The sequence below is a fragment of the Nonlabens sp. genome (assembly GCF_018401815.1).
Classification (GTDB): domain Bacteria; phylum Bacteroidota; class Bacteroidia; order Flavobacteriales; family Flavobacteriaceae; genus Nonlabens.
The window spans coordinates 358241-370477 of sequence record NZ_JAGYKG010000003.1; the positions used below are offsets into that span (position 1 = coordinate 358241).

Consider the following 12237-nt stretch of genomic DNA (forward strand, 5'->3'; position numbering starts at 1 on the left):
GCAACTCCTTATTTTAGAAAAGAAATACCCGCTTATCATGATAGATAAATCAAATGACATTCCTTATTTTTGTAGAAAATATCTATCATGACAATCACACAGTTAAAATATGTTCTTGCCGTTGCCCAATATCAAAACTTCACCAAAGCAGCAGATAAGGTTTTTGTGACTCAGCCTACGCTGAGTATGCAAATTCAAAAACTAGAAGACGAGCTGGATGTACAAATTTTTGATAGAAGTAAAAAACCTATCGAGCTTACTGAGACAGGAAGGAAAATAGTCAATCAAGCACGTAATATAGTTAATGAAAGTGATCGCATTCAAGATATTGTAGATCAGGAAAAGGGTTTTATAGGTGGCGAATTTAAGATAGGGATTATTCCTACGGTTATGCCTACTTTGTTGCCGATGTTTCTAGCCAATTTTGTAAATAAATACCCGAAAGTAAAACTGCGTATAGAAGAACTAACAACAGAAAACATTATAGAAAGTCTTCAAGATGGGAGTATAGATGCTGCAATTGCGGCTACCCCACTGAAAAACGAAATGATCAAAGAGCGAGTTTTATACTACGAGCCTTTCGTAGCTTATGATCCGAGGTTATCGAGCCAGCCAAAAACCAAAATTAAAGTAGAAGATATCAATATAGATGAGTTACTACTTTTAGAGGACGGACATTGCTTTAAGGACAGTATATTAAATTTATGTCGCAGTTCAAGAGATACGGATAGAGAGCGTTTTATGTTAGAAAGCGGTAGTTTTGAAACCCTGATCAAACTTGCCGATGAAGGGCTGGGGATGACCTTACTGCCTTATTTAAACACTATGGATTTATCAGATCATAAGAAAGCAAATTTGAGATTCTTTGAAGACCCGTCCCCAGCTCGTGAAGTGAGTTTAATCTACCATAAAAGCGAACTCAAAATGCAAATTATTGAAGCATTAAGAACCGTTATTGCTGGAGTGGTAAAAGGAGCGATCGCTTTTCAAAATGTACAAATAATAAGTCCGCTTGCGGGAAGGTAATACCGAAGTGACGCACTTCACCGCTACGTGTTTGTGCCGCGGCTTTGAGGTCGATGCAGCAGAAGTTGTTCACTTGTTAGAATAAAAAAAAGGATAAAAGGAATTTCAATTCCTTTTATCCTTTTTTGAAGAATTCATTTTTGAGTTATGATCCCTCCAATAAAGTCATGCACGATCCTAATTTTGGATGTTGTAAAACCAGTTGTTTGATCCAAATTTCTAATTCTTTTATTTCAAAGGGTAATAAACGACTAACTGCCTTTTGTAATTCCTTGCAAAATAGTGTAGAATCGAAACTCACTTTTTCAAGTATCATTTTAGTATACTCAAACATAGCTCTAGCCATAATTTTCAAGATTTTTGGTTAAGTAGTTTTTTTTAAACGGTTATTGCCTTATAAGACTGACTTAAATATACATCATAATCTTAATAACTACAAGTTTTGAAGTTTAAATTAACGCAATTTTATTTCCTGAAAAGGATCTATAATGCCGCATGTAACGCATGTATAGTGTTTGAAAATATTCCTGCTTTTAAAAGAGAAAGCCCTATAAAAAGGGAGCACCATCAACAACAGTTGAATGTCAAGATAACATCCAAATACTAATCACACAGAGCACCGCAAAAAGAAAGGTAGATAATGCTACCTTTTTTAGCTCAGGATCCAGTAGGGCAGGAGCACTTGTTTTTTTGACTTTAAATACATGCATAATTAAAGGAATGAAGGCGAGTAGCGGAAGAAAAGCTATGTAATTGAGCTCCTTTATGCTGCTTATTTTAAAGAGAACAAGCTGAGCATGCTGAAGGTTTCCAGTAATTCTTAGGGCACTTAAAAAAGCAATTAAAATCATTGCGTAATGCAACCACTTAGCCTTAGCAAGTCCCAGCTTTACGACTATGGTATTCTTTCCAGCCTTTTTATCACTTTCCATATCTCGCATATTGTTCAGGTTGAGAACGGCAACACTCAATAAGCCTATGGTGATCGAAGGAAAAATCATTTCCCAATTGCTGGTTTTGGTAATTAAATAATAGCTCCCCATGACACTAACTGGACCAAAAAAGACAAAAACAAAAACATCACCTAGTCCGCGATAACCATAAGCATTATCCCCTACGGTATAGTTAATCGCTGCCCAGATGGCCGCGATACCCAATGCTAAAAAGAATAAGGAAATCAATAAACGGTCCATTCCTAGACTTACATATATAAGGAGCACTGCACTGATTAGAGTAAGTATTGCCGTGATGACCATGCCACGTTTCATTTCTTGAGGACTGATGATACCACTTTGAATCGCCCGCATGGGGCCTATGCGATCTTCATTATCCGTTCCTTTTACTCCATCACCATAATCGTTAGCAAAGTTCGAAAGGATTTGGAATCCCAGAGTTGTAATTAATGCAAGGATTGGAATAAAGTAATTAAAATCAATTAGATATACGTCAAGAACCTCTGAAAGTTCATTTCGCAAATTATTTGACAGCTGGTGATAACCTTTTTCTTTTTGTATGTTTTCTAAGATAGACTTAGCTAATGTTCCTTGATATAAACCCCAATATGCGTAAGCACTTCCCGCCAAAATCCCACTAATACTCAACGGTAGTGTTCTTAATCTTGCAGCACTGATCCAGGCTTTTAATTTACTTGCTTCTGCCATTACTTAGACATGATATTTACCATGGCTTCTTTTAAAAGATCAGCATGCGTTGCTTGATGCGTTCCTACACCTTTTGATTTGACATCCATATCTCTAATCACTTGAATAGCGCGACTGCAGTATTTCATCGGGTAGTTTTTTGCAGCTGTAATAATTTCTTGAACAAAAAACGGATTCACCCCAGCAGCTTTTGCCACTGCTTGCGGATTCATGTCCTTTAAGGTGTGTACTTTTAATAATTGAGTGAAAAAGCTAAATAATTGAGCTGTTGTTAGTACCAACGGGTTTTCCTTAGGGTTCTCTGTAAAATAGTTGATGATTTTATGCACCTTTACCACATCTCTTGCCCCTAACGCTTTGCGCAGCTCAAAATTATTGTAATCCTTAGAGATCCCTATATTGTCCTCGATGACTTGAGGAGTAATAGGGTGTTCTTTGGGGTGTACTAAAGCTAATTTAGAAAGTTCGTTATTGATTTTACTCAGATCAGTTCCTAGAAATTCAACCAGCATTCGGGTGGCATTAGGATGGATTTGATATCCCATTTCTTGGAAACGGCCAGTGACAAAAGCAGGAATCTTATTCTCATAAAGAGGCTTGCTTTCCATGTAAACCGAATGTTTTTTTAATAGTTTAGTAATTTTGCTGCGGCCATCAGGCGTTTTGTATTTGTAAGCAAATACAAGAATCGTGGTGGGTTGAGGTTGCTCGATATAGCTTTCTAGTAGCGCTAATTGCTTCACTAGATGCTGTGCTTCCTTTACGATAATGACCTGGTACTCTGACATCATGGGATAGCGTTTGGCATTTTCCAGTACTTCTTCCATGCTGGTTTCTTTGCCGTAAATAACCATTTGATTAAAGCCTTTCTCACCTTCATCAAGAACGTTATCTTCTATATAATCACTAACTTGATCTATAAAATAAGGCTCGCTGCCGCATAAAAAGTATACGGGGGCGTATTTTCTTTGCTTTAAGGAAGCTAAAATGTTTGTGACATCACTCATCGAGAGCTGTTGTTGTTTTTGTATTATTGTGCTATGAAGCCATTGCGACTACCAACTGGAAATTTCAGAGTCAAAAGTACTGAAAAAGGACGTGCTATCTTTGACCAAATCAGGAAAAAGTTTGTCATTTTGACACCAGAAGAATGGGTGCGGCAACATGTTGTTTTGTTTTTGCTTTCGCGAAAGCGGATCCCGCAACACCTCATCAACATAGAAAAACAATTGATCATTGCAGGAACAACTAAACGATATGACATTATTAGTTGTAACACCGATGGCTCTATACATTTAGTAGTAGAGTGTAAAGCGCCTAGCATTAAGATTGATCAGTCGGTTTTTGATCAAATAGCCAGGTATAATTTATCTTTAAAAGCTGATTATTTAATGCTTACTAACGGTATGGAGCATTATTTTTGTACCATGGATTATGAAAACCAAACCTACCATTTTATCCCAGACCTACCTGAATACGTGTTATGAAAATAGGAATTGTCATATTAAATTGGAATGGAATAGAGTTGCTCAAAACCTATCTATCTAGCGTGGTGGAACACAGTAAAGAACATGTAATTTATCTGGCAGACAACGCCTCTACTGACGATTCGATAGAATGGACAACAACTCATTATCCAGAGGTGAAGATTATTGCTATGGAAGAAAATAGGGGGTATGCAGGTGGGTATAATACAGCTCTAGAAAGCATATCGGAAGAGGTGGTTTGTTTACTCAACAGCGATGTTGCGGTTACTTCTGGCTGGTGTGATGTAATCGTCTCGAGATTTGTAACCGATTCAAAACTTGCTGCATGCCAGCCTAAAATTCGCGATGATAAAAAGAAAGCGTTTTTTGAATACGCCGGTGCTGCTGGCGGATTTATAGACCGTTATGCCTACCCGTATTGTAGAGGTCGTCTTTTTGACACCATAGAAAAAGATAGTGGGCAGTACGACGATGTAATTGACTTAGACTGGGCGAGTGGTGCCTGTTTGTTTCTAAGGAAAAGCGCTTATTTAAATGTTGGTAGGCTGGATGAAGACTATTTTGCTCATCAAGAAGAAGTTGATTTATGCTGGAGGTTGAGGCATGCAGGTTTTGTAATTAGTTACGAGCCACAATCAATTGTATATCATCTGGGAGGAGGTACTTTAAATACATTGCACCCGAGTAAGTCTTTTTATAATTTTAGAAATTGTCTGTATAATATAGTCAAAAACGATCACTCCAGTTTATGGATAGGAGTTTTGACGATGAGAATGCTTATGGATGGTATAGCAGCACTAAAATTCCTTAGCGAACTGAAGTTTGCTCATTTTTTGGCAGTACTGAAGGCGCATTTTTATTTTTATAGTCAGCTAGGATCGCTATTAAAGAAAAGAAAAAGAATAAGAGCATTTGAGCATACTCTAACATTTGGGAACACTAATTTAAGTATCGTCTATCAATACTTTGTAAAAGGAAAGAAGACCTATCAAAAATAACCTGTAATAACTTAAATCCTTGTTAATGATCATGTCTTCTTGTAGGATATTGCTAATTTTGAGTTGTTATTTAACAAACTAAACAACAATTATAAAATGAAGAACCTATTTTTAATATTGCTCGCAGGGGGACTTATCGTTTCCTGTGCATCCAAAAAAGATCTTGAAGCAGCGCTTGCAAAACAAAAAGAAACTAAAGAACTATTAGATACTGCAACAGTAAAATTAAATGCTTGTCTTTCAGATGAAAGAGCAGCAAATGCCCGAATTGAAGGATTTAAAGAACAAATTGAAACCCTTAAAAATTCTAATAACGCACTTTTAAGTAATCAAGGGGATCTAGTAACGCTATCTACTACGGGTAGTAGAAATTTAGAGCGTTCTCTAGAAAGTCTGAAAGAAAAAGATATGCAAATCAGGTCTTTAAACGATGCGATCACCAAAAAGGACAGTGTAACACTAGCTTTAGTGACTAGTTTAAAAAGTTCTTTAGGTAATTTGCAAGATGAAGATATAAGCGTTAACGTAGAAAAAGGAGTGGTATATATCTCTATTTCTGATAAGTTATTATTTGCTAGTGGTAGTGATAAAATTAATGATAAAGCTATTGCTGTTTTAGGTAAAGTAGCCAAAGTAGTAAATGACAAGCCAGAAATCGAAATCATGGTAGAAGGCCATACAGATGACCAACCTATCTCTTCAGCAAAATTTGCAGATAACTGGGCTTTAAGTACAGCTCGCGCAACTGCTGTTACCAGAGTGTTACAAGAAGACTTTAAAGTTGCCCCTAAACGCATGACTGCTGCTGGAAGATCGTATTATATGCCAGTTGCTAGTAATGATACTGCCGAAGGTCGTTCTAAAAATAGACGTACCAGAATCGTGGTACTTCCGAAGTTAGACCAATTCTTTGATATGGTAGAAAAAGGAATGGAACAAGCAAAAGAAAATGCAAAGAAAGAAACGGAACTAAATAAGAACTAAGCAGTTCCCACTTGAACTATAAAGCACCTGCGTAAGCAGGTGCTTTTTTTGTAAGCAGTATGTACTCAAATGGGTTTTGAAGCATGCGATCTAAGCGACTAGAATGTTGCTTTGATTAAAGCTACATGATCTTCCATAAACTCTTCGTCGTGGACGCTGTAGTTGCACGTCATTATTGGTGCTTCCTTCTTCCTTCTTTACCTCAGACTTGCAATCCCAATGCTATAGAATGCTGCGATTGGACCAAAAGTAGAAAAAGTACAAGGAAGCAGAAGAATCACCTTAAATTCAAAGCTAAATCAGCACGATTAAGCAGTTATAATCGATCAGTGTACCCTTAGACTACCCAAATATTCAATTACAGCTATACATGGTTAGAAAACAGTTCATATCTTCTCATTAACTTCTCTATACTAAAGAAAAAATAGCAGCTCCGTATATAGCAAAACGCACAAAACGCAATAAGCCAATTAGAATCCATTGCTTTACCGGGAAACGCAACATTCCTGCTACTAGACTCGCCATAGAAAAAGGTAAGGGAAGTAAAGCGCCAACCGCTATAAGTACCCCACCCCATTTTCTAGCCATTACCAGTTGTTTGGCCATTTTGACTTCCAGATAATTGTGTAAACTGGGAATCCTTAAGGCTCTTTTACCTATGGAGTAAGAAGTAAAGCCTCCTAAATAAGAAAATAAGGCGATAAGAAATAAATTTAAAATAGGAGTACTGGTTTCTCCCGCCCAAGCGATAAATAACTCTGGGGGAATCAATCCCAATAGGGTTTCTGACACATAGAAAAAAGCAAGAACGCCGTAGTCCGGTAATTCTTCAACTGCAAGTTCCAGAAGCCCCATTAATCCACCATCCAAAGCAAAGTGAATAACAATTAGAATACCAACAACAACTAATACTGGGGGCATAGATTTCTTGATGCTACTAGTTACAAAACTGTAAAATCCTGTAAGCTTGTAGTATCTGTGAGCACGATCAGGTCTGAACCTAGTTTTTTTTTGTGTAGTGGACTGTTCCAATTTAGTTATTGTTAAAAACGTAAAATTACCATTTAAACGCATTTTAGAGCGTTAAATTCTTATCAATAAAAATTATATTAGATTCTTAACACTACACAACCTTTAATACCTTTAGAAAAGGCCTATTTTTGCAAATCTCAAAAATGAAAATCCAGAGCAATGTCGATGAAAATTCCTACTGAAATTAAATCCCTATACGATTACCAAGAACGCGATCTGGAAGCGGTTTTTGAACGTATAAAAAATCAACCAGATGATTATAATTTGTTGTATCAATTGCCTACTGGTGGTGGTAAAACAGTTATTTTTTCTGAAATGGTGCGCCGGTACATTAGAGAAACCGGCAAAAAGGTGGTGATATTAACCCACCGTATTGAACTCTGTAAGCAAACTTCTAAAATGCTTAACGGTTTTAATGTAAAAAATAAGGTCATTAATTCTAAAGTAAAAGAACTTGACGATCAAAAAGAATACGATTGTTTTGTAGCTATGGTAGAAACCTTAAACAACCGTATTCAAGACGATAAATTGAAATTGGACGATATAGGTCTGGTCATTATTGATGAAGCTCACTACAACAGTTTTAGAAAGTTATTTAAATACTTTGATCACTGTTTTATGTTAGGGGTGACAGCGACACCATTGAGTTCTAACTTTAAGTTGCCTATGAAGGACAACTATAAAGAACTAATAGTGGGTAATAGCATCACTTCACTGGTAGAACAAGGATTTCTTGCTCAAGCTGTTACGCATACTTACGATGTAGGCCTAAGTGGACTTACTATAGGAATGAATGGAGACTATACCGTCAAAAGTAGTGAGAAACTCTACACAGCAGTAACCATGCAGGATAAGCTAGTACAGTCGTACAATGAAGTAGCAAAGGGTAAAAAAACCTTAATCTTCAATAATGGTATCAGAACCAGTATTGAGGTAGAAGAAACCTTTAGACGTGCCGGAATAGAGGTAAAGCACTTGGATAATACTAATACCAAAGAAGAGCGTAAAGAGATCCTGAGATGGTTTAGGGATAAGCCAGATGCCGTTCTTACTTCTGTTAGTATTCTAACTACTGGTTTTGATGAGCCTAGTGTGGAATGCATTATTTTAAATAGAGCAACCAAATCCCTCACTCTTTATTATCAAATGATAGGTCGTGGCTCTCGTATTCTTGAAAATAAAAAGGAATTCCAAATTATAGATTTAGGTAATAACGTGGCTCGTTTCGGTTTATGGAATGAACCTATAGATTGGCAGCAAGTATTTAGGTCTCCAGATTTCTATGTAGAAAATATTGTTTCAGATGAAGAGATAGAACGCAACTTTGTTTACAAAATGCCGGAAGCCATCAAAGCCGAGTTTCCCAATACCAAAGATTTTACCTTTGATATCAAAGGAGCGTATAAACGCATTACCAAAGAAAACAGAAAGTCCAAGGATGTACTTGACGAATCCATCGCACAGCACGTACAATGGTGTATCGAAAATAGTGAAGATGTTTTTGACGCACGTATTCTAGCAAAATTGCTTAAGGAAGATATTAAAGACCGAATACGAAGATATGCTTACTGCATTATTAATAACACTAATAATTATAAAGACTGGTTGGAAGAGGATTATTACCGCCGCTTAAGAATGGCGATACAACAAGAGTTTGCAGGGATAGAGACAGATGCATAACAACCTCATTGTTGCGTGCTTTCGCGAAAGCGAGACCCTGATCCATCAATACTGACAAGTTGTATAGGTTTTCTGCCCCTTCATTCTTCATTAAAAGGACTAGTAAAAAGCGCTTCCCTGAAGGAAGCGCTTTTTTAATATGGTATAAATAGAATGGATTAGTTAAGTGCTGGACGTTGGTCTGCATTTGCGACATCCCATGCAGTTACGAATATTAATTTTATTCTTTTTTGGTACAACTCGTATTCAATTTTGTCAGGCGTGTCTGTAGCTTTGTGATAATCTTCATGAACTCCGTTGAAATAGAATATTACAGGAACATTATTTTTAGCAAAATTGTAATGATCGCTTCGATAGTAAAAACGGTTGGGGTCATTTTTACCATTATAAGTATAGTCCAATCTTAGATTCACAGATTTTTTATTTGCTGCTTCAGAGATATCATGTAAGTCTTGAGAAAGCATATCACTACCGATCAAATAAATATAGTTTGGGTCATCTTTTTGGTCAGGATCTATGCGGCCTATCATATCAATATTAAGATCAGCAATCGTATGTTCCATTGAATAAACAGGGTTATCAGCATAAAAAGCACTTCCCTTAAGACCTATTTCTTCTCCAGTAACATGTAAAAAAAGTATCGACCTTCTAGGTCCATAGCCGTCATTGACCGCTTGCTTAAATGCTTCTGCTAGTTCCAGGAGGGCTATCGTACCACTACCATCATCATCAGCTCCATTAAACACTTGACCATCTTCCATTCCGACGTGATCAAGGTGGGCAGAAATCACCAATACTTCATCTGGAAATTCTCTACCTTCTATAAAAGCCAATACATTTTCAGAAGAAAGTTCTGGCTTTCCAAAAGCCTTTCCAGGCACTACTTGAAAATAAGCACCATAAGGAGCACCTCCTGCAACCCCCATTTTCTTGTATTGATCTCTTAAATAATTTACGGCTCTTTTCTGTCCTGGACTACCCGTATAACGTCCCTCCATTTCATCACTGGCGTAGTAATACAGTTGTTCCTTTAATTCTTCTACGGTAATGGTATTGGCATAATCCATGACCTCTACTTGAGAATAATCGAGTACTGATTTACTAGGGCCCGTTACAGAAGCACTTGTACTCGGCTTAATGTCTTTAGTTTTTATGCCTTTACATCCTATAAATAGGCTGATTGACATAATGCTGATTATGATGTATTTAAAATTCACGGATTGTTTTTATTGAGGTTATTTTTAATTTTTGTCTTTCGAGGTCTTTAATACTTTATATTCTTCGTAGCATTCACTTATGGCATCTAGAATCTGCAAATCGTTTGCGGTTTCAATAAACTGCTTAGAGTACTGACAATTTCTTAAAATAGCATCTATATCTACTTTGTCCAATTGCAGCAAGTTCATTAGTGTTTCTCGGTCGTATTTGCTTTGTAATAAAGTTCTAATTTCGTCTTGTTCTTTGACCTGACGTAATTTACGCATGGATTGCCCCTTTTTTCCAAAAGTATTATATAAGAAATCTGCCGGATTAAAAACACTTTCTAGTACTTGCGTTATTGCACCTGGCTCGCTGTCACCAGCTTCATAACCTTTTGGCAACCCACTTATTTTGTACCTTCTCGTCGCGTAGATAGGAGCGCGTTTAGCATCTATTTCAAGAAATCCGGTCAAGGAGGTCTCGGTAACAGTAACTTCGTCTAAAGCAATTCCTTTTTCAGTCATGGAGATGGTGACATTACCAAATTTGAGCCAGTCTTCTGTAACTCTTACGTTGATGGTTTCAAACCCTAAATAAGATAAATAAAGAGTATCGTTAACTTTGGCAGCAATTTTAAAAAGTCCCTCTTTAGTGGTTGAGGTTCCTTTGATTTGATTGAGGTTTACAATATTAACATTCTCTAGGATGGAATTGTCTTTGGCGTTGAGGACTTTTCCATTGACAACGCTGCTAATCGCCTCTGCGGGTTTTTGATTTTTATCTTGAGCCTTACCCAGCGTAAGGGACAAAGAAAATAATAACAACGCAATGTAGTAATGTAATTTCATAGAATTATAAAAATAAACTAAAGCACTTATTTAATAGGCTTTTATCATTTAATTAACATCTCTCAAATAGGCAATAAGCTGGAACAAAGCCTTAGCTCTATGGCTTATCGCACCTTTTTCGGTTTGTGACATTTCGGCAAAGGATTGGTGAAAACCTTTCGGTTGGAATATTGGATCGTACCCGAAGCCTTGACTTCCTTTTTTCTCTTTTAAAATGCTTCCTTCACAAATGCCTTCAAACAATGTCTGTTTATGGTTCAAATCTAAGGCAATAGCAGTAACAAATCTCGCGTCTCTATGGTTATTGTCTGTTAACTTTTCTAACAATAAATTCATGTTGTCCTCGCTATTCTTGCCTTCACCAGCGTATCTAGCACTATAAACTCCTGGTTCTCCACCTAATGCATCTACTAGAAGTCCTGTGTCATCTGCAAAAATGGGCAGGTCATAGTATTTTTTTAAATACGCTACTTTTTGAATGGCGTTTCCTGCAATGGTGCCAGAAGTTTCTGGTATGTCTTCTTCAAAACCCAAATCTTGGAGGCTTATTAATGTGATGTGAGAAGGCATCAAAGCCTGTACTTCTAATAATTTATTCTGATTGTGTGTGGCAAAAATAAGCTCCATAATTACAAAGTTTTAGCGATTTTTTTAATAAGCGGGACGTGAACTACGTGTTTTATTTTAGGTCGATACAACTCACAATCTGTTCCAAAAAGGAGTTCTATTTTTTCTTTTTCTCTTTTTGTAATAGTACCGGTAGAATATTCATCGTTTGTTCCAGCGATGTGTATGAACCTAGAACAATACTTTTTAAAATGTGCACCATCCTCTGATGTTAGCTCTTCAGGAATACTGCCGCTGTGCAATAGGAGTGCTTTGACTGGCTGGAGGTAACTCTTTAAAAAGCGCATAGCAATAGATACGCCTTGCGAGTAACCAAAAAGAACTATACGTGGATCTCCTACGAGGTTTTCAGCGGCTAGCACCCCGTGGATGTACTCCAAGTTATTGTTCATTTCTCGAGCGGTATCAACCCTAGTTAACCAGCAAGCACCTACGTGTTTAAAATCAGATCCTATATACGATTTTGACGGTGCTTGAAGCACGATTACAAAATTGTCTTGAGCATGAAGACCTTCCAAATAGCGCTTGAAATACGCAGCTAAATATCCTAAGCCATGAAAGCAAATCCAGATATTTTTTGTCTTTTCTGTGAGTTCAAAAAGAGTCTCATAGGAATTAGTATGCGTATAGGAAACTGTTTTTACCATTATGCTGCCATTTATTTTTAAATTGATAAAATTGAGATGTTTGCTTT

The 12237-nt window shown here is 36.9% G+C and carries 13 protein-coding genes; 5 read left to right on the forward strand and 8 right to left on the reverse strand.

All coding sequences use genetic code 11. The features are described 5' to 3' along the window. Positions 1–87 precede the first annotated feature (87 nt). A complete protein-coding gene (locus tag KG732_RS08260; protein ID WP_213522371.1) occupies positions 88–1026 on the forward strand; it encodes a hydrogen peroxide-inducible genes activator in 939 nt (312 codons plus the stop codon). Positions 1027–1171: 145 nt separating this feature from the next. On the opposite strand, the gene KG732_RS13085 is transcribed toward KG732_RS08260, so the two are convergent. The 3 genes from KG732_RS13085 to holA all read right to left on the reverse strand — a co-directional run bounded on the left by KG732_RS13085 (position 1172) and on the right by holA (position 3694). Beyond that, positions 1172–1372, reverse strand: coding sequence for a hypothetical protein (locus KG732_RS13085; protein ID WP_292891890.1), 201 nt, complete (start codon positions 1370–1372; stop codon positions 1172–1174). A gap of 238 nt (positions 1373–1610) precedes the next feature. Beyond that, entirely contained in the window at positions 1611–2687 is a 1077-nt protein-coding gene (menA, locus tag KG732_RS08265; RefSeq protein WP_213522373.1) for a 1,4-dihydroxy-2-naphthoate octaprenyltransferase, read from the reverse strand. Continuing rightward, positions 2687–3694: a DNA polymerase III subunit delta gene (holA, locus tag KG732_RS08270; RefSeq protein WP_213522375.1), complete on the reverse strand. Its 1008-nt coding sequence runs from the start codon at positions 3692–3694 to the stop codon at positions 2687–2689. The genes menA and holA overlap by 1 nt, the downstream gene beginning before the upstream one ends. A 33-nt stretch (positions 3695–3727) precedes the next feature. Between holA and KG732_RS08275 the strand changes: the two genes are divergently transcribed. The 3 genes from KG732_RS08275 (at position 3728) to KG732_RS08285 (ending at position 6156) form a co-directional block, all read left to right on the forward strand. Further along, on the forward strand, positions 3728–4174 hold the full coding sequence (locus KG732_RS08275; protein WP_213522377.1) for a type I restriction enzyme HsdR N-terminal domain-containing protein: 447 nt from the start codon (positions 3728–3730) through the stop codon (positions 4172–4174). After that, complete coding sequence (locus tag KG732_RS08280) at positions 4171–5172, forward strand: glycosyltransferase (RefSeq protein ID WP_213522379.1); 1002 nt, start codon at positions 4171–4173, stop codon at positions 5170–5172. Before KG732_RS08275 ends, KG732_RS08280 begins: the two co-directional genes overlap by 4 nt. Before the next feature lie 96 nt (positions 5173–5268). Then, on the forward strand, positions 5269–6156 hold the full coding sequence (locus KG732_RS08285; RefSeq protein ID WP_213522381.1) for an OmpA family protein: 888 nt from the start codon (positions 5269–5271) through the stop codon (positions 6154–6156). A 408-nt stretch (positions 6157–6564) separates the two neighbouring features. On the opposite strand, the gene KG732_RS08290 is transcribed toward KG732_RS08285, so the two are convergent. Then, positions 6565–7188, reverse strand: a complete 624-nt coding sequence (locus tag KG732_RS08290; RefSeq protein ID WP_292891884.1) for a short-chain dehydrogenase — start codon at positions 7186–7188, stop codon at positions 6565–6567. Positions 7189–7353: 165 nt separating this feature from the next. Here KG732_RS08290 and KG732_RS08295 point away from each other — a divergent pair, with 165 nt between their 5' ends. Next, positions 7354–8868, forward strand: coding sequence for a DEAD/DEAH box helicase (locus KG732_RS08295; protein WP_213522520.1), 1515 nt, complete (start codon positions 7354–7356; stop codon positions 8866–8868). A gap of 158 nt (positions 8869–9026) precedes the next feature. On the opposite strand, the gene KG732_RS08300 is transcribed toward KG732_RS08295, so the two are convergent. From KG732_RS08300 to KG732_RS08315, 4 genes are read right to left on the reverse strand one after another with little or no spacing between them, the layout of a single operon-like run. Further along, complete coding sequence (locus KG732_RS08300; protein WP_213522385.1) at positions 9027–10055, reverse strand: M28 family metallopeptidase; 1029 nt, start codon at positions 10053–10055, stop codon at positions 9027–9029. A 54-nt stretch (positions 10056–10109) separates the two neighbouring features. Continuing rightward, positions 10110–10916, reverse strand: a complete 807-nt coding sequence (locus tag KG732_RS08305; RefSeq protein WP_213522387.1) for a carboxypeptidase-like regulatory domain-containing protein — start codon at positions 10914–10916, stop codon at positions 10110–10112. Positions 10917–10964: 48 nt separating this feature from the next. Continuing rightward, positions 10965–11543 carry an RdgB/HAM1 family non-canonical purine NTP pyrophosphatase gene (gene rdgB, locus KG732_RS08310; RefSeq protein ID WP_213522389.1) on the reverse strand — a complete coding sequence of 193 codons (579 nt, stop codon included), beginning with the start codon at positions 11541–11543 and terminating at the stop codon, positions 10965–10967. 2 nt (positions 11544–11545) lie between these two features. Continuing rightward, complete coding sequence (locus KG732_RS08315) at positions 11546–12190, reverse strand: alpha/beta hydrolase (protein WP_213522391.1); 645 nt, start codon at positions 12188–12190, stop codon at positions 11546–11548. Positions 12191–12237: the final 47 nt, after the last annotated feature.

Bases quoted from the DNA above. Each gene is read 5' to 3' on its own strand.
- KG732_RS08260 (WP_213522371.1), top strand. From the start codon at position 88: ATGACAATCACACAGTTAAAATATGTTCTTGCCGTTGCCCAATATCAA.
- KG732_RS13085 (WP_292891890.1), bottom strand. From the start codon at position 1,372: ATGGCTAGAGCTATGTTTGAGTATACTAAAATGATACTTGAAAAAGTG.
- menA (WP_213522373.1), bottom strand. From the start codon at position 2,687: ATGGCAGAAGCAAGTAAATTAAAAGCCTGGATCAGTGCTGCAAGATTA.
- holA (WP_213522375.1), bottom strand. From the start codon at position 3,694: ATGAGTGATGTCACAAACATTTTAGCTTCCTTAAAGCAAAGAAAATAC.
- KG732_RS08275 (WP_213522377.1), top strand. From the start codon at position 3,728: ATGAAGCCATTGCGACTACCAACTGGAAATTTCAGAGTCAAAAGTACT.
- KG732_RS08280 (WP_213522379.1), top strand. From the start codon at position 4,171: ATGAAAATAGGAATTGTCATATTAAATTGGAATGGAATAGAGTTGCTC.
- KG732_RS08285 (WP_213522381.1), top strand. From the start codon at position 5,269: ATGAAGAACCTATTTTTAATATTGCTCGCAGGGGGACTTATCGTTTCC.
- KG732_RS08295 (WP_213522520.1), top strand. From the start codon at position 7,354: ATGAAAATTCCTACTGAAATTAAATCCCTATACGATTACCAAGAACGC.
- KG732_RS08300 (WP_213522385.1), bottom strand. From the start codon at position 10,055: ATGTCAATCAGCCTATTTATAGGATGTAAAGGCATAAAAACTAAAGAC.
- KG732_RS08305 (WP_213522387.1), bottom strand. From the start codon at position 10,916: ATGAAATTACATTACTACATTGCGTTGTTATTATTTTCTTTGTCCCTT.
- rdgB (WP_213522389.1), bottom strand. From the start codon at position 11,543: ATGGAGCTTATTTTTGCCACACACAATCAGAATAAATTATTAGAAGTA.
- KG732_RS08315 (WP_213522391.1), bottom strand. From the start codon at position 12,190: ATGGTAAAAACAGTTTCCTATACGCATACTAATTCCTATGAGACTCTT.